At 52.1% G+C, this 17,754-nt stretch carries 14 protein-coding genes; 7 read left to right on the forward strand and 7 right to left on the reverse strand.

The features are described from left to right. Window positions 1–291: 291 nt before the first annotated feature. Genes G7G_RS0102055 through G7G_RS0102065 form a run of 3 tightly spaced genes read right to left on the reverse strand, consistent with a single transcriptional unit; the run spans window position 292 to window position 1,410 of the window. Window positions 292–591, reverse strand: a complete 300-nt coding sequence (locus G7G_RS0102055) for a hypothetical protein (RefSeq protein ID WP_139056586.1) — start codon at window positions 589–591, stop codon at window positions 292–294. 37 nt (window positions 592–628) lie between these two features. Further along, window positions 629–979, reverse strand: a complete 351-nt coding sequence (tnpB, locus tag G7G_RS0102060) for an IS66 family insertion sequence element accessory protein TnpB (RefSeq protein WP_010437812.1) — start codon at window positions 977–979, stop codon at window positions 629–631. Continuing rightward, window positions 976–1,410, reverse strand: coding sequence for a hypothetical protein (locus tag G7G_RS0102065; RefSeq protein ID WP_010437813.1), 435 nt, complete (start codon window positions 1,408–1,410; stop codon window positions 976–978). The genes tnpB and G7G_RS0102065 overlap by 4 nt, the downstream gene beginning before the upstream one ends. 696 nt (window positions 1,411–2,106) lie before the next feature. Between G7G_RS0102065 and G7G_RS22650 the strand changes: the two genes are divergently transcribed. The 4 genes from G7G_RS22650 (at window position 2,107) to G7G_RS0102095 (ending at window position 6,143) form a co-directional block, all read left to right on the forward strand. Continuing rightward, the gene (locus G7G_RS22650; RefSeq protein WP_010437817.1) at window positions 2,107–2,406 is read left to right on the forward strand and encodes a hypothetical protein; all 300 of its coding nucleotides are present in this window, start codon (window positions 2,107–2,109) and stop codon (window positions 2,404–2,406) included. A gap of 64 nt (window positions 2,407–2,470) precedes the next feature. Beyond that, the gene (locus G7G_RS24810) at window positions 2,471–2,593 is read left to right on the forward strand and encodes a hypothetical protein (RefSeq protein WP_010437819.1); all 123 of its coding nucleotides are present in this window, start codon (window positions 2,471–2,473) and stop codon (window positions 2,591–2,593) included. A gap of 24 nt (window positions 2,594–2,617) precedes the next feature. Continuing rightward, the gene (locus tag G7G_RS23620; protein WP_010437821.1) at window positions 2,618–2,998 is read left to right on the forward strand and encodes a hypothetical protein; all 381 of its coding nucleotides are present in this window, start codon (window positions 2,618–2,620) and stop codon (window positions 2,996–2,998) included. A gap of 400 nt (window positions 2,999–3,398) precedes the next feature. Continuing rightward, window positions 3,399–6,143 (forward strand): AsmA family protein, encoded by a 2,745-nt coding sequence (locus G7G_RS0102095; RefSeq protein WP_010437823.1) that lies wholly within the window; start codon window positions 3,399–3,401, stop codon window positions 6,141–6,143. A gap of 11 nt (window positions 6,144–6,154) precedes the next feature. Here G7G_RS0102095 and G7G_RS0102100 read toward each other — a convergent pair whose 3' ends face one another. Next, window positions 6,155–6,655 (reverse strand): hypothetical protein, encoded by a 501-nt coding sequence (locus G7G_RS0102100; protein WP_010437825.1) that lies wholly within the window; start codon window positions 6,653–6,655, stop codon window positions 6,155–6,157. A 383-nt stretch (window positions 6,656–7,038) separates the two neighbouring features. On the opposite strand from G7G_RS0102100, the gene G7G_RS0102105 reads away from it, so the two are divergent. Together G7G_RS0102105 and G7G_RS0102110 are read left to right on the forward strand one after the other, a co-directional pair. After that, window positions 7,039–8,007 (forward strand): ATP-binding protein, encoded by a 969-nt coding sequence (locus tag G7G_RS0102105; RefSeq protein WP_029621643.1) that lies wholly within the window; start codon window positions 7,039–7,041, stop codon window positions 8,005–8,007. A gap of 132 nt (window positions 8,008–8,139) precedes the next feature. After that, a complete protein-coding gene (locus G7G_RS0102110) occupies window positions 8,140–8,559 on the forward strand; it encodes a hypothetical protein (protein ID WP_029621644.1) in 420 nt (139 codons plus the stop codon). Between the two features lie 361 nt (window positions 8,560–8,920). Here G7G_RS0102110 and G7G_RS0102115 read toward each other — a convergent pair whose 3' ends face one another. Further along, complete coding sequence (locus G7G_RS0102115) at window positions 8,921–10,756, reverse strand: amidohydrolase (protein ID WP_010437829.1); 1,836 nt, start codon at window positions 10,754–10,756, stop codon at window positions 8,921–8,923. Window positions 10,757–11,761: 1,005 nt separating this feature from the next. On the opposite strand from G7G_RS0102115, the gene G7G_RS0102120 reads away from it, so the two are divergent. Next, entirely contained in the window at window positions 11,762–14,413 is a 2,652-nt protein-coding gene (locus G7G_RS0102120; protein WP_010437831.1) for an AsmA family protein, read from the forward strand. 293 nt (window positions 14,414–14,706) lie between these two features. Here the strand turns inward: G7G_RS0102120 and G7G_RS23625 are convergent, their stop codons facing one another. Both G7G_RS23625 and torA read right to left on the reverse strand, forming a co-directional pair. Further along, window positions 14,707–15,288: a molecular chaperone TorD family protein gene (locus tag G7G_RS23625; protein ID WP_010437833.1), complete on the reverse strand. Its 582-nt coding sequence runs from the start codon at window positions 15,286–15,288 to the stop codon at window positions 14,707–14,709. Then, entirely contained in the window at window positions 15,285–17,750 is a 2,466-nt protein-coding gene (gene torA, locus G7G_RS0102135) for a trimethylamine-N-oxide reductase TorA (RefSeq protein WP_010437835.1), read from the reverse strand. The genes G7G_RS23625 and torA overlap by 4 nt, the downstream gene beginning before the upstream one ends. Window positions 17,751–17,754: the final 4 nt, after the last annotated feature.

The raw sequence follows: 17,754 nt of genomic DNA on the forward strand, positions 1-17,754 counted from the left end.
TCTTCTAGGTCAGATATCAAACACTTAACGCCCCAAGGGGCGCTTGATGCGTTCTGGGCATAGCCGCACGGTGCTACGCTGGGGAGCAAATACTAGCCGGCATTGGGCCAAGCGGCCAAAATCATGGTTTTGTCAGTTCAGTCAGTTTTGTCAGCGGTCAGGAGGTGGCTCGCAAAACATAGGGATTGACCATGAACATCTTGGTTGGTCGCCCTCCTTGTGGCCCGGTACCTCAGCGGTATTCCATGTATCAAATGACAGTATACAGACCTATGATGTACCCGTGCAACGTCAGTTGTCAGCGTTTTCTGAAGTCCCGGTCAAACGTTCGAATTCGGAAAATGATATCAAAGCAAATCGTCTTCCTAACTCATCATGGATGAAGATCGGTTGAGACTCGGCGATCCTAAGAAAAGCACTCAGGTTGTCTTGAAGCTGTGCGGCCGAGATATCGTGGCTCTTCGCCAGGATAGCACGCGCGGCGGCATCACAGACAAGCTGTCTGGCGTAATCTTCGACTGACAGATTGCTCTCCGCAGCATCAGATAAAAGCGTCCCCCAGACGGATTCAGGAATGCCGGTGATGACCAAATCTGACAAGACAGATCCCTGCCGTTGATATTAAGCGTCAGACAGCGACCGGGTGCCGTGTACCGCGCGCGACCACACGTTTCCAGTCAAGCCCTTCGAAAAGGGCCTCAAACTGTGCTTTGGTCATGGTCATCACTCCGTTAGCGACGCGAGGCCATTCGAAACCCTTACCCTCGATCCGCTTGTAGACCAGCACCAGACCCGTCCCATCCCAGACTATGAGCTTCAGTCGATCTGCGCGTTTTGACCGGAAAATAAATATGGTGCCGCTAAATGGGTCGAGATCGAATTCATTCAGAACGATCGCTGCCAAACCGTCCATGCCTTTACGAAAATCGACCGGCTTGGTTGCGACGTAATATTTGAAGTTACCGGCTGGGGAAATCATGATTGGCTATCCATCGCAAGTGCGATTGTGACCAGATCGTTCACCGGGTAATCGACTGGAAAAGACAAATTGCTTTCCCGGCGCGTCAGTAGAATGCGATTGTCAGTTTCCGGATCGCGGTTTGGCTGTGTCGCTTCGTTAACGAGAACTTCCGAAAAAATCCGTTCTTCGCTCCGTGCGACGCTTCTGACCCGTGACGATTTCACGTCTGACTTCCATTTATAGACGAGAGACTGCGAAACGTTGCAGTCCTCCATGATGTCTCCGACGATCAGTTCACCAAGATCAAGTTTGGTTTTGACAAACCGCTTGAAGCTTGGCGGCCAGACACGGCGTCCGCCCGCATGCACTTCGATGGTGAAGCCATAGACTTCGAATGATTGTGGGAATTGCCCCTTGGCTGCCGCCTCTCGTTTTTGGCAATATGCCATGGAAACAAATGGCTGATCAGGGGCTATTTAAGGGGTCAGATGCAACGCTTACTTCTGAGCGTAGAGCCCGACCAGAGAACTGGAAGTATTTCGAAAAACACGTTTTAACGGCTTCCCCAATTCCCATTTTTCACTCCTGTTTATCTTTCTGTGCGCCGAAAAAAGCTTCGCCGCTTAGAAGAACGCACTCGCCCTAAGGATGCGCTCACTATCCATTTTTTTTTGAAAGCAGACGCTTATCATACGAGAGCGTAACGAAGTTTACGCGCGGAAAAAATGTTGATTTATGAAAAAATAGATTCAAACATGCGAATTCGACACAACTTTCATTTTATCTTCGTTGATGTCGCTGTCGCCCGATTTGTCGGGCCCTTCCGACTGCTGGAGTGAGTGCTGGCGGTCGGAAGGCTTTTTACAATCATCGAGCTTGGGAGGATGCAATGCTCAAACTTAAGGTTCTGGCCCTCGCTCCAAAGTTCGCTCTGGCTTTTGCCGGTGATATTACTTGGTCGTCACGCGTTGTTGGCGGCCCCGGTAATCAACTTAATTTCGTTCTGCCGCCGAAGCCCTCCACAGCAAGTATTTGGGAAAGGTAGGCACCGGATCGAGGTATGTTCTATTGGCTGCATAGACGCGAGAGCTTCAAAAAGTCGCCTCCAATTCCATTAAGATCAACGAACCCAGAGGGAGAAGAAAATGACTAACAAAGTGATGATGATTGCAGGCGCGACATGTTTCGCACTGCTTGCAGCCTGCGACGATACGAGTACATCAAGCGCATCCGCCGAGCTCACGCCCGCTCAGCAGGCGTGTTTGCGAGATGTAGCTAACACAACGAACAATTCGCAAGTCGTTGTGCTGTCGTCTGCGTTTAGCGAAGCTGGAACACAAGTCACTGTCGGTGTTGGCGAGGATCGTGCTCCTTGGAATTGCATTGCTTACACTGATGGCGCGACAGCTGGTATCGAATTCCTGGGCGACGAAGGCGCATTGTGACCTGTCTGCTGCGTAGCTGAAAACGGCTGCGCAGCACTGGCTCGCTCTTCGGATAGTGCAGGCCATGTATTCTTCGCGTCTGAGCCAAGGGGTTCTGAAATACTACACATTCATCGAACTGATGACGAGCGCGGACATGATCGAAGCCCTGAAGCGCGTGCCGGAATTTTCAACTCCGGTTGAATGAAGTTAGGAAGCAAAGGAAAAGTCTATGAAGATCGTATACGGAATTCTCGCAGCCTTATCAGTTGTGTTTTTCACCCTTGGAGGCAGCGATGCCCATGCCAAAGACAACAAGGGTAAAAAGCCCAACAAGGGGGGCAAGGACGGTGATGTCAGTATTCAGATTGAAGACAAACCCGGCAAAGGCCCAAAGACTATCCCACCTGGTCAGATCAAACGCTACACGCGCGGTGCCAAGCTCCCATCTGATCTGGAGTTCGAGGATATTGGGGACCTTTCCAAATGGAAGCTGGGGGAGCCGGGCAAAGGAAACCGCTACATTCAGGTCGATGGCGAAGTCCTCGAAGTTACGAATGACCTGTCTACCGTAGTCGATGCGGTCGGCATCGTCGGTGATCTTCTCAACTAGACGAAATTACGATGTTTCAGGGCAAGAACTACCTCGTTTGTCCTGACGCTGGCCGGGGCGATCTTTCTGTGAACCCCGGCCCAAGTTGAAAACCCGGACACTGGACCTGGCGATGAAAAAAGCCCTTCTTGTACATTTTGCGCTTACTACCTTTTCAGCAACGCGCGTCCAATAGGTCGATGACGTTCAGACTTTTGGACCAATCCAGACGTCCGAAGAGGCTAAAACCAATAGGGCAAGTGTACATATGGGAAGAACAAAAGCGACTGGCGGGGCTACCAGAGACGATTAGTGACACAGCCCAATTGACCTGAATATGGTTCAGAACGAGCGTTCAGTTAGGTGGGCCGAATATCTGCTTGTCAGAGTCTGAAGGGCGAAAGCGGCGATAGGGGGGCGCATGAGGGTTTGGCTATTTAGGATAATTGGGCTTGTCGCACTTCTCGCATTCGCAGCAGTCGCGTTTGTTTGGTTGTTGTTTGCTGCTCCGATGTTCTCGGACATGCGGCGCGACCTTGTGGAAAGAGTTCTTTCGGAACAAATTGGTCGGCCACTTCTTGTCAATGATGATGTAAGCGTCGCGCTTGGACGTATTAGTCACATCTACGTCGGTGGGGTGGTCATCCCGAGCCAGACAATGCCGGATTCACCACTTGTAAAATTGAACCTGCTGCAACTTGAGTTGGACATTGCCGCTTTGATCAGCGGGCGTCTGCATTTTGACAATCTGGTAGTGGAAGGCCTCCAAGCGAATATTCTTACAGCCGCAGACGGCACCACAAGTTGGCGAATAGATAGGCCAACACCCAGGCCCGTGTCCGAGGAATCTGTATCAGCGGATGATCAAAAAGACGTCGCTAGCGCTGATAGTATCGATGAAAGCGACACCGAAAGCAGTGGGATCCTGAACTTCCTGAGCGACAAGAACGTCAGTTTCACGTCAATCGGGTTAAACATCGACGACAAGGTCTCAGGCTTCTCGTTTGTGTTTGACCTAAAGTCACTCGCTCTTGAACAAGCGGATAATGAAAAAAGAACGAAGGTCTCTGGTTCCGGCTCCGTCAACGGTCAGGGTTTCCAAATCGAAGGCGACTACCCACACGCCGCACCGTTTACGACACGCGCCAGTTTCGGGGAAATGACCGTAAACTACGATGGTGAGCCTTTCTCGGAGGACGAAGGTGGTGGCTATCGAGCAGTATTGGAGATGGACACCGGTGAATTCGGCGATTTTCTAGATGTCATTGGATTGGAACGCGTTTTGGAAGGCAATGGCCAGTTGCAGGCTGAACTCGTGTCTCAGGACGCCCTGAAGATCGAAGCGTTTACAACCACGGTAAGCCTGGAGGATGGACAGAGACTCGAAGCCGAAGGTTCAATGGATGACCTCTACACCGCTCAGGGCGTCGATCTGCTTTTCAACGCGCGACTTCATCCCAAAGGACAGCCGCCGCCAGCAGCCAAAAGTATCCAGGATCTGAAGTTCACGGGCTTTGAAATGCATATGGTCGGATCCCTGGCTTCCTTCGAGTTTGAGCAGCTGCTTTTTCAAACCAATGCCTTCGAACAGGGGCTGGACGTAATCGGTCCAGCATCCATCGAAAGCATTCGCCGCATGCCAGATGGCCGACTCGCCATGCTGGGCATTGCCTTGCAAGCCGGTCCAATTGAAGAGCCTGTCCTGAAAGCTGAAGGTGAAATCCTCGATCTGCTTCAGCTTCAGGACGTAACATTCGATGGTGTGCTGAACGGGCCCGCCAAGTTGATTTTGCCGAACCTAGATGAGGGTTACGTTGATCAGTTCGGCGGCATCAAAGCCGATTTCAACATATCCAATGCGGGCGGTCCGGTTTCTCTCAATAGGTTTAACGCGACCACCTACGGGACCGATCTCTGGGCGCTCGATCTCGCACTATCTGTCAACGAGCTAAAAGGGCTTGCCGGTCTCGATTTCGACGTGAAATTGGACGTCGACGACAGCGCCGAGTTTCTAACCGCAGTGAATCTGCAACCTGTCGAGATCGGAGCACTAGCTATCGATGCTGAAACCTCCAAACAGGGCGAGGACTTTGATGCCGCAATCCAGTTTGAAGCCGGGTCTTCGCAACTTCTTGCGGCTTTAGACGCTGATTTCCCCGAGGGCGCTACTGTTGTTCGGGGCAACATCACGAGCGAAAGGCTCGATCTCAACGACCTGAAGAACCTGACTGCCGTGCTGGACCAACTGAAAAGCTTGGTAGGCGAGACCACAAAGGAACCTGAAGCCGAGGTTCAACCTTTGGTTTTACCGAAGGAGACAGACGTCCAGCCCTTAGTGTTGCCAAAGGAAAAAGGGAAACCTGCCGATCTTCTGGATGTGCAGCGCGTGCTGCGAGAAGCTGACGTCGAGGTACAGATCGAATTCAAAGAGATTGTAGGCCAGCAAGGCGTAACATCAGTTTCCAGCCAATTGTCTGCCAAAGAAGGAACCGTGGATTTCGGACCTCTTCAAATGGCCTATGGCAGCGGAAACTTCAGCCTGCGGGCGGTGATGGATTTGATTGACTCACCTGATTGGCTTTCATTGTCGGGATCGACCTCCGGATGGGAATTCGGCGAAATCTTGGATGAGTTGGGCATTGGTATTGAGGCCTATGGACGTTTAAGCGGTGAGTTCAACGTTTCGGGCAATACCACCTCGAGCAAGGCCTTCATCAACTCGATGCGCGGCAAAGCGTCTATGTCGATGTCGCAGGGCTATATCTGCACCAGCCTCTTGGAACTGGCGGGGCTGGGCATCTTCCCTTGGCTGTTTTCAGAGGAGTTTCGGCAGGGTTACACCGACATCACTTGCGTGGTCGCCCCGGTCGATATCCAGGCCGGGCGGGTCAGTTCAAACTCGATCGTTATCGAAACAGGATCGGTTCAATTGGTAGCCAGGGGGCAAGTAGACTGGCTGAACGATCGCATCGCATTAAGAGCAGAGCCTCGTCGCGTAGGTAAACCCCTATCCAGAAGCGCCTGGCCCTTTGATGTGACGGGCCAGCTTTCGTCGCCAAAGTTCAAGCTGGATGTGGGTGGGTCGAGAAACCGGGCCCCGGAAGGCGCTGATGCTATGCCTGTCGACAGGCAACCTTGTGTGCCGGACATCAATCAATTGCAATAGTCGGACGCAACCTAGTTCTTCAGTGGTTCCGGCTGTTCAGCCTGACACGTCAGAACGGCCTCAATGGCTTTTGCAGACCCGCTGAGGTCGAGTTCAACCTCGGCGCCACTTTCACCAATAATCGTGACGCTTTGGCGTTTTCCAAACTCGGTTACAAACGCCGGGTTATCGAAAAAAGCGTAGCCACCGGGAACTCCATTCTTGAAGATACCAACCGCTTCACCTTCGAATTTTGCGTCACCAAAGTCGAACTTTACGATGCCAGTCGCGCCGTCCTCGATCTGCACCCAGGCCGGATTGTAGGCGGCAAAAAAACCACCTGCCTGATTGGGCACCGCGCCAATTTCAACGGTCATTTCATTTTCAAAGGGCTTCCACGCGAGACAACCATTGCCCTTTTCGGGATCAATCAGGATTGTCCAGTCCCCGGATTCACCCCACCGTTCCATACCGGCGGCCCACACCGCACCAGTGGAGATCAATGCCATTGCCGTCAGCGCCAACTTGTTCATTCGATGCCCCACACTTGTTCCGAAGATATAAAGCTGCATTCAGAGTATCGCGCTGGATTATTCAAATACAACCATTCGATTTATGGAATGTTGAGCCAACGCCGACGGCATCCAGAGAACTTGTCCAACGACAGTTGTGGGCTGCACGCCAAACTTTGCAATGTCCGCTTTCTGCGCATCGCTGACGTTGATGGCAACCTAAGCGTCGTTCGCTATGGGGCGCGAAGCGGTCATTGAATACGTTTGATCGACAGGCGGTTTTGTTCGCAGACCTGACGTAAGATCAAGTCTCTAAAATGACTGCGCCCGAATGTTAGCTTTTCCCGCTACGATGGTAGCCACTGCTTGAATAGGGTGGAGCAAGACGGGACGGCGAGACCACGATGACTTCGAGTCTCCAAAAATGGCTACCCGAAGATCAAGAGGTGTTTCTTACCGATCTGCTTGATTTGCCCCAGCCGCGCATGTTGAGCGACCTATATCAAGCCATGGGCTACAGCGCCCGAAACACAGGAAAACGAGCGATCCTCGGCGCTCTTGCACGGGATCGCTGCAAGGAGCGTCCGCTTGTCCTAGTAGTCGAAGATCTCCATTGGGCAGATGTGATTACAATGGACGCATTGGCCGACCTCGCCGCTCAACTTTCGACAGATCGCGTGCTGATCTTGTTGACAACACGCATCGACAGCGATCCGCTGGACCGGACTTGGCGGGACAGAGCTCGGCCAGCGTCACTTACCACTATTGATCTCGCGCCAATATCGAAGGACGAAACGGAGGCACTCGCCACTCCGTTTGGATTGCGCCATGACGACTATGTGCTCGAGTGCATCCGCCGCGCTGGTGGCAATCCCTTGTTCCTTGAACAACTGCTGCTTGAAGGTGAAGCAGCTCGAGGCGAACGCGTTCCCGGTTCAATCCAAAGCATCGTCTTGTCCCGCACAGATCGCCTTCCGCAACTTGTCAGGTCAGCATTGCAGGTGGCGTCGGTCATCGGGCAACGCTTTCGACCGGAACTGGTAAGGCAGTTGATTGAAGATCCGGAGTACGCATTTGATCGGCTTATTGCTGAAAGTCTTGTCGTGAAGTCCGGCGACGAGCTCCGCTTCGCGCATGCATTGATCCGCGACAGTGCATATCAATCACCGCTCAAAGAACGCGGCTTTAAACTGCATGCGCGGATCGCCAGTTTGATCGACAATGACGAACCAGCTCTGATGGCTGCGCATCTCGAAAGTGCTAAAGACGAGAGTGCGCCACGGGCTTATTTTGAGGCCGCCTACGCAGAGCGTTTGAAGATTAGATCCGATTGCGCTTGTCGAACGTGGGATCAGAATCGCCAAGAGCCATGATGACAAGTTCCAACTCGTGTCTTTGCAGGGCGAACTGATGCTCGAACTCGGCAGCACAACGGAAGCCGATGCTGCCTATAACCATAGCCTCGAGCTCGCTAAAGACGCGCGCGAATATCTGAACTGGAACAGATGCTTGGAGCCATGCGGTTCCAGGGCCGTCGGCTGATGTACGAAGTGCTGGTGCAGGAGGATTGCGGTAACACCGAACGTGCACGGGAAATGCTGGAGTCGGCTCTCTCGACATGCCGACGTGCGGGAATGAGTTATAGTGGGCCAATGGTACTCGCGGAAATGGCACGACTTGAGCGCGATCGCGATATCCAGCTGAAGTTATTGCAGGAGTGTGAGCATTTGTTAGAGCTTGGCTCGATGAGCCGCAATCATTTCTGGTTCAGACGCCTTGCGATCGAAGTTGCCATAGCCGGACACGACCTCACAGAGGCGAGCCGGCACGCTGAAGCTTTGGCAGATTTCACTCGCGCTGAGCCTCTCCCGTGGACCGACCAATACATATTGTTGGGTCAAAAATTCGCTCAGGAACACTCTTAGGCTGGTTGCGTTCTGAGAGGGCAATCTCGCGCCCACTAGCACCAGCGGTTGAGGTTGAAAAGTGGCGAATGATTTTAGCAGTGGGGCTGCTGACTTAAAGACCTGAAAGCTTCCGCTTTGGGCTCGAAGCAGTCGTTCGGCAGAATTCAATGAATGCCTTCTACGCGGACATTCCGGACACTTGATTACGCGATCTCAACTTGGCTCCAATCTAAACTTTGGAGGCCCATTCAGACACGACGGCCCACCCCAACGCATTGGTCCCGCAACAGCTAACTGCAGAGATTTGCCCCGCCGCAGATGTCGTGCACGACTGAGATACGGGTGAAGCGCAACACGAGCATCCGGCAAGCATGCCTTTCTAGGCGATGCCCGATACATCAGCAAGCGCATACAGCGGCTTTGTTGGCGGATTTATTGTATCCCGGGTTGGCGATAATGACGCGCGGTCGAGATCGAAGTCGTCTGACACTGGAAAAATGTCACCTTCAAGTACGGTACCCCAGATACCGATGTCCTTAATCTTGTAGGCTTCCACCTCGAATGGGTCTTCTTCAAGGATGGTGAAGTTTGCCAACTTGCCGGGAGCGATAGAGCCAACCTCATCCTCCAATCGCAAGGACTGGGCCGCATCAATAGTCACAGCCCGCAAAGCGTCTTCGACCGACAGGCGGTGTTCTGGGCCTGCGACACGGCCGGAGAAGGTCGTTCGGTTTACGCCAGCCCAAACAAGGAATAGCGGTTCACCGGGAGCCATTGGTACGTCAGAATGGAATGAGATGGGAATGCCGTTGGCCTTAATTGGCCCAAGGGGCACGATGTCATCTGCACGTTCTGGACCAAGTCCAAGCTCGCTATATCGATCTGACAGCGCGGTTACGTAGTATGGATTGCCGCTGACGATGCAGCCCAACTCAGCGATCCGTTTTGTTTGATCTTCTCTCGCATAACCAAAGTGAACCAATGTCGTGTGGTGATCAGCTCGCGGCATCCGGCGCATGTTTCGCTCGACGGCGTCCAAAATCAAATCGACAGCTAGGTCGCCGGTCAGATGAACATGTATTTGGTAACCCGCGTTCCAATATGCATCGAATACGGGATTGAACTCGTCGGGTTGCATGATCCACTCGCCGTGGAAATCGCCACCCACATAAGGCTCCGAGACCTGCATGGCCAAACTGTAGACAGCGCCATCCGCGAAGAGTTTCACCTGCTTCGGCATAAACGCCGTCTTTCCTTCGCCCCAATCCAGCAGCTTTTCCGTCTCCTCAATCATCGAACCACTTTGAAAGTGCAAGGTGGCCAGAGACTTCCCGTCAGGTATGAAATAGGTCCTGAGCTGGGTATCGGGTCCTGAAAAAACCGCGTTGGTTGCATCCTGCAGAGGTCGAGACAGCACACCTCCCGGTTCAGCGGCAACGGTGACGCCGGCACGGTGCATGTACTCTCGGGCCAGTCTAAGGCCCGCGCCCAAGCGTTCAGGAGTTGCCAATACGGGTGCGACCGCCGGAAGAACGGCGAACATGCCTGCCTCGAAGAAATACCCGTCTTCAAAGCTCGATTGCTCAAGCGCGAGCCCCGCAAAGCCATTAACAAAGTCTTCGGTGATGCCCAGCAACTCCAATGCGGGAGTGTTAAGGATCAACTCGTGTGCAGATCGGTGGACTATAATGATTGGGCGCGTGCTGCTGATCTCGTCGAGTTGCGCGCGCCTGATCTCGCCATGAAAGAAGTGGTGACACCCCCATGTCAGCAACAAAGCGTCGGGATCATCCATTACCGCTTCGGCGGCTTGCAAACGAGACTTATAATCCGCCTCATCCTCGGCGGCCTTCGAAAAACCAGTCGGAATGTTCCAATCCTCGATGGATATGATCTCGGAGGTCAGGGTCAATCCGGCGAGGAAAGGATGCACGTGCTGGTCTATCAAACCGGCGATAATGACTTTCTCGGAGAATTGATCGTCCAGTCGAAACGGCTGCGAACCAATCCGGTCAACGTGTGTGTCGCGCGGACCGGCGGCCAGAATACGGTCTCCGACCACGGCAACCGCGTTGATAGCAGGGTCGTTGTCCTCCATGGTGATGACGCGCTGCGCTGTGTAAACAGTGATTTCGGGCAGTGTTTGAAGCTGGCTTCCAAAATCCTGCAATGACGAGGCCGCTTGCGTAGACGTGGCATGAGAAATAGCGATCATTGACGCGCTTCCAAGGATGGTCAATGCAGTGCGGCGGGTAACATTCAGTTTGGTTATAATTTTTCGATGCTCAGTAAGACGATATTTGTCTGAGCCTAGCATCGAGATGATCTAAGGCAGAAAGGAAAATTAATGCCGATCTTGGATTGCGGGCCAAGTTTCTAAATCAAAATGATGTTCTGAATTAGCGACTGACCCCGACCGCTTTGGGCTCACAGTGGTCATCTGACAGTTTTGGTTGGGGATATGAGCTGTCCCGAACTGGTCAACGGCGGCAGTGCGGGACAAAGCTAGCATTCAGTCGAACTTCACTTGTTGACGCAAACTGCCCCGAGCGGCGAATTGCCAACTCTTCCCATGCTGGGGCACCCGATCCTAAGCGGGAGGGAGTTATTTTGTTCACGTAGGCAGATTTATACCTGATAAGCCAAGTGCCAGCATTAGTGATGACACGGCACCAAGCCAAGCTGCAGCAACACGGTAAGCATTTCCAACGCAAGGCCTCATAAAGCGCTCTTTGATCCATCGGCCCCACCCAAGAGATGCAATAGACCGATATTGACTCCGACTAAGGAGCCGGACAATGTGAACAATCTGTCTCGTAACGGCCCCGGCTCTGGAACAAAACGCAGCCTGACCCTCTTGTTTTCTGGCTAGTGAGCTCGTCGTGTCATCATTGTTTTATGAATTCATTTGTAGCAGTTACTGAATAAATGAAGGGTATCGAAAGAACCCTGCTTTCTCTCGGTTGGAGGGATAGTCGGACCGATTTAGTCAGCACTCATGCAACGCTCAAGCCTGTCGTTTAGAAACCGGGCGTGAAGCACTAGTCGAACGTCTATCAATTACCCGCTTCTTAGCGGTTCGACTAAATAGGCGAGAATATCGGCTATATAGTCAAGATCATTCAGATTTCAGATCATTTACTGACCATATACTCCATTAACTTAATGATTAAATGGTCTAGGCTGTCCACTGGGTGAATCGGAAATTTAGGAGAAGTACGTGCGATACGTTGCAAAAGGTATATTGATTTGTTTCGTTGTCGCGTGTGTCGCTATGTTGGCAGCTTGGCTTTTTCTGTCTTCTGCGTTGTTTTCTTCGATCAGGACTACTTTCGTCGAAAATCTGATCTCTAAGAAACTTGGTCAGGACGTTAGAATTGAAGATGAAGTGCGTCTGGGACTTGGTTGGCAATTGCAGGTGTCAGCGACAGGGCTGGAACTACCCGGTTCTCAGAATGCTGATGTGAAACTTGCAGCAATCGATGAGATCGAGTTTGAAGTTTCCGCGCGCGACCTTTGGAACAGTAAACTGTCACTGAGTGGTCTTTCGCTCTCAGGTGTTCATCTAAACCTAATCACAGACAAAGACGGCTTCGGAAACTGGCAGTCCATTTCCCAAACCGAAGCTGAAGCCGGGAAACCTGCAAATTCCCCGACGCCGCTGTTAGCCGGAATTCTAACGGACCGCAAAATTGATCTGACTGATATCGCCATTACTTATCAGAACGATTTGAACGGACTTGAGTTGGATCTGCAGCTTCCTGAGCTGCTCTTAAAGCGTGATACAGAAACCGATGTTGCGACGGCAGTCGGGGCCGGTTCGCTAAACGGAGAGAGGTTTGAGCTGAACGCGACATTTCCCGCGGAAGACCCGTTTCAAGTGACGGTGAACTTTGAACAGATTGCGATTGCCGCAGATGAAGTCCCTCAAGAAAACGGCCTACAAGTGAAGACGAGCATAGAGATTGCAGAACTTGGCCAGCTTCTCGATATCCTGAAGCTTAACCGAGTCTTGGACGGTACGGGGAATATTGGTGCAACGTTCAAATCAGTCGACGGCGTAGCACGGATTGACGGCCTATCTGTATTGGCTGAGTTGGATGGCGGGCAAAGCCTTTCGCTGACGGGGCAGATCGGGGAACTGGGCAACCCGGAAGACGTATCGCTGACAACCCGAATTAGGTTGTACCCAGAAGATGCGGAACCAGCGCCAGCCGCCTCGCGATATGATCTTAAGCTTATCGCGGTCGACATGGTTATTGACAGCGTACCCGGGCAGGTGCCGCAGCGACAAATGGTCATTAAGACCAATGGCTTCACGTTGGACACGTCCGGCGAAGGCCCGCCACCGATTAAGTTCTCCGAGCTTTCCAGAACACCAGAAGGCGCGTTAAAGGTCGGAAACATCAACCTGAGAATTGGAAACCCCGCCGATCCGTTTATCATTTTGAACGGTTCGGTCGATGACACGCTTCAGTTGCAAGGCATATCAGCAGAAGGCCTAATCGATATACCGGCAAGCAGTTTGATCTCGCCAGAATTGTTGGGACCAGACGACCAGCTTGGCAGGTTTTCCGGTGACTTCCACTTGAACGGTGACATCAATCAGCTTTCGCTAACGAATTTGGATGGGAAGACAAGCGATACGGACGTCTGGAACCTTGAAGTGCATGGCACTGTCAAGAATGTACTCAAATTCGAGGACCTGGATTTGGGAATTGATGTCTCAGTCCCATCCGGAGCGGACCTTTTGGAAGCCCTGTCGCTTGAACGCGTCGAAACCGGACAGGCACGCCTTGAAATCGACCTTGTTAGCGAAGGCACCGATTGGAACGCTAGTGCCAATGTTGAGGTCGCCGACTCTGTCTTACAGATATTGGCCGATCTAGATGATGCAACAAGTGAGCCGGTGCTGCGGGGTTCCATTGAGAGTGACCTGATAAAGATAGATCAGATCCGAACTATCGTACAGGCCGCTGCACAGTTGCGGAAAATAGGCGGTCCAGAGCCAGAGGAGAAAGGGTCTAAGCAAGAAGACGAAGGCGATCAAGGTGCGTTGAGAGATGTAACGCTTAAACCTATCGGACGTTCAATTCTCTTGTCCGGTATGGATATGGATGTCGACGTAGACCTTCGTCACATAGAGGGTGCGAAAGGCATCAGCAGTTTGCAGAGCGAACTGACGCTCAACAAAAACGAGCTTAAGGCTGGGCCTTTGAAGTTTGAATACGGAGGCGCAAGCTTCGACGTTAGCGGGCAAATGGATCTATCAAACGACGCGAATCTACTCACTTTGACCGGCAATGCAGGTGGCTGGCAGCTGGATGATATTCTTCACAACCTGAACTTCAAAAAGGGCGCAAGCGGTACAGTCTATGCAGATTTTTCGATTACAGGCGGAACCGATTCACCCAAGCATTTTGCTAACAGCATGAGCGGCAATGCCACAGTCTCACTGCGTGATGGCTCGATCGAGACTCAGCTTTTAGATCTGGCGGGGCTTGGGGTGCTACCTTGGGTGTTTACCAAGGACAAACAAAAGGTAGCTCCAATTGTATGTTTGCGAGCGCCGATTATTATTTCTAATGGAAACCTCTCGACGAAACAAACCACATTGGAAACAGATCACGTCCAGGTTGTCGTCTTTGGCGCTGTTGATTTGACTCGCAAGGCCTTGGACTTAAATCTACAACCCCGTAAAATCGGAGAACCTCTTTCGAAAAGCCCCTGGCCAGTGACTTTAAAGGGCCCGCTGGCTAAGCCGAAGGTTAAGGTCAAAGACGGGCCTAAAAGACTGAAACGATCGGATGGTGCGGACAAAATGCCGGTAAAAAGAAAACTTTGCGTTCCGGATATTTTACAACTGCAGTAGTGGCGGAGGCGATCAGTTAAAGTCAAATCTAAAGTTCAGGAAGGCAGACTTTGCTTCCGAAATGCAATTTCTGCTCTGGGCTCATGGCGGTCATTCACTGCACTCGGTATGAGCATCCGCTTTGCGGACAAATTGGCCGTTCGCTGCTGTGCGGCAATGCGCAATGATCTGAACGTCCACCTCGCGGGACAAAGTTGTCATTCGCCGCCATGTGGTTCTGAGATGCGGACTGATCTTCTTCTACGCAAACCAAGATGTCCCGTTAGCCTAGCAATAATCTGTTCACAAAACGCTTATTCCACTTTGACTATACTCGTTTTTAGGTCCTCCACCACGGCTTCAGTAATCTTCACAAGCGACAAGTAAAAAGGATCGGACTCGCTATGGCGATGGACCTTTTTTGAAAAACCTCGGTACCATGGCGATATGTCACTGGAAGCAAATTGTGCGGCGTCTGGTGCGGCGTGATGCCCTTCCAAACAAATCGCGAGATACTCGAGCATTATTGCCAAGTGATCGGCTGGTTCAGAGTAGCTATTGGCAACTTCTTTTCCGGCTTGCTTCAGAAGTGACAGCATTCTGTAATGTGGGGTGGACATGAGTGTCCCGTTTCCTTGCCAGGCGGAAGCATATAGTGGCGCCGCTTCCCTTCCACCTGCCAGAAACACACTTCCGTAACTAATTGCGAGCCTTCTTTGCGTTTCCTGAGCATTAGACCACGTTTTCATTTCCTGGATTAGTTGATCTGTTCCCGCAGCACCATGCAAAAGCTCGTCTGCGACTCCGTCGTAGCATGCCGCAATTGTTGCCAAGTCAAGTTCACGCGCGAATGCATTCGATAGAAAGCGTATCAGTTCCGGGGAAACTTCTTTCATATACTAGTCGGCCCGCCAAAAGCCGTTACTTGCGGAACTTCTCCTTTAAACTTCTCCATCTCAACTATACAGGTATTGGCTGAAGTAGCTTGAGAAAGTTTTGAGGCCCCCACATCCAAAGTGACGGTGTTTGGATCACCATAAGTGTCTAAAGCGTTTGGCGATGCGTCGACTGGACCGTACCAAGCACCTTCATGAATGCGAATTACTCCTCTCGGATAATCTTCACTCAGAACTGCACCCGCCAAAAGTTGACCGCGATCATTAAAAACACGCACGATATCCCCGTCTTCTATACCTCGTTCGGCCGCGTCTTCCGGGTTGACGTATACAGGCTCTCGATCCTTAACCGCATACGTCGCGCGGTACGGATCGCTCTCGCACATTTGCGAATGAAGCCGCTGATCTGGGTGACAGGATTGTAGCCATAGCGGAAACTTCTCCGACCCCGGCCCCCCATGAGAACGTTCGATTTTTTCCATCCACTTAGGATGCTCTCCGCAGTCATCGTACCCATAGTTGCCGATGGTACGGCTGGAGATTTCAATAAAACCTGAAGGCGTTCCAAGAGCGTTTATTTCCGGGTCGTCGCGGAAATCGGCGTGCCTGACCCAGGGTTCACCCCTCTCAAACCGAACGATGCCTTTTTCCCAAAACTCGTCGAAGGACGGCATCTCATAGCTTCCCTCGTTTGCGCTGCGGGTCGTTTCATAAAGGCTTTTGACCCATTCCATTTCATCCCAACCGCGTGTGTATTCTTCTTCGCGATCGAAGCGTTTGCAGAATAGCGAGAATATCTCAAAATCGGTTTTGGAGTGGAACAACGGATCGACCAGTTTCTTCATCGCGATCACACCGGAGCGTGAATAGGAACCGTAGCTATCGATATCATTTCGCTCAAACTGAGTGCACGCGGGCAGTACCAAATCTGCGTGTCTGCATGTGGCAGTCCACGCATAGTCTATTGCAACAATGGTCTCCAGTTTTTGGATGGCCACACGCATTTTGTTGTGGTCCTGATGATGATGGAAGGGATTGCAACCAGTGAAGATTGCCATACGGATGTCCGGATAAGTAACCGTATGACCATTGTGTTCGACTGTCCCACCGGGGTTCATCAGGCAATCAATCCATCTGGCGACGGGGATCGTACTGCTTGCTCCCATGAAGTTGTCGTCCGTTCGCACAGGATCGACACCAATATCCAGGTTAAGGGGAAACGCCCCAGGCATGCTGGCACCGGAAGGTGCTACACCGATACCGCTATAATGGTGAGAGTAGCTAATACCACCACCTGGCAGCCCGATTTGCCCCAGCATAGCCGCTATGATCGCTCCCATCCAATACGGCTGTTCGCCGTGCTGTTGCCGCTGGACAGACCAGCCGAAGATCAATTGAGTTCGGTCTGAAGCAAGAAGACGAGCGAACTCCTTAATCGTATCAACAGGCACGCCACAAATTGGTGCAGCCCATTCGGGCGTTTTTTCAACTCCGTCTTCAGCTTCACCCATGACGTAGGCGATGAAAGGTTCATAACCGAGCGTGTAGACACTCAGGAACTCTTGGTCGTGCAGGCCTTCGGTGTGAAGTGTGTGTGCCAACGCTAACATGAAAGGTACATCCGTCATCGGATTGATATAGAGCTGTTCCGCTCCGATGTGTTTTTGCGTTTTTGTGCGCACTGGATCCACGCTGATAGACCGGATTTCTCCAGAAGCGATCTTGTCCCGCAACTGATCAAAATACTCAAAAGGTTCGTGTGTTTCGCACGTCCAGCCGACTTGCAGGTTTTTCAGCGGGTCATTTGCCCAGAATACGATGGTCTTGGCGTTGTCCAAGATCAGCGGCCAACTAGTTCCCTGAGAGTACACTTCAGTGGAACCCAGCACATATGGAAGAATAGTTTGACCGGCGCCAGTTGAATAGTCGCCCGCTTTTTTCACATATCCGCCATACATGGATACGGCCCGGTTCATGTGATTGATGCACGAGTGGAACTGACCCGTCTGCCGCCACCCGGTCGCACCGGCATAGAGCCCCGAAGGCCCGTGCGAAACCTGAACTCGCTCCATCTCTTCAAAGAACAGATCCAAAGCCTCGTCCCAGGTTAGACGAACGAACCGGTTGTCGCCCCTAGACGTCCGATCAGCATCCTTGCGTTTATCGAGCCATTCTGCACGAGCCATGGGATAGCGGACGCGGGACGGTGAATAGATCAGGCCCTGGATGCCGTTCACCATGTTTGTCGGATGCGGATCGTCGGCGAGAGGGCGGACTTCGGCAACTTGTCCGCCTTTTACCAGAGCTTCAATAGCGCCCCAGTGAGAACCTGATGTTTTCCAAACGCCCGCAGACGTTAGTTGCTCAGCTCGAGCAGCGGCTGGCTGGAGCAAGCTGGGGCCTAATAGAGCAGATAGTCCTGCTGCCCCGGTGCCTTTAAGAAAATCACGGCGCGTGGACATTGGT

This window comes from Ruegeria conchae (assembly GCF_000192475.1).
GTDB classification, from domain to species: domain Bacteria; phylum Pseudomonadota; class Alphaproteobacteria; order Rhodobacterales; family Rhodobacteraceae; genus Ruegeria; species Ruegeria conchae.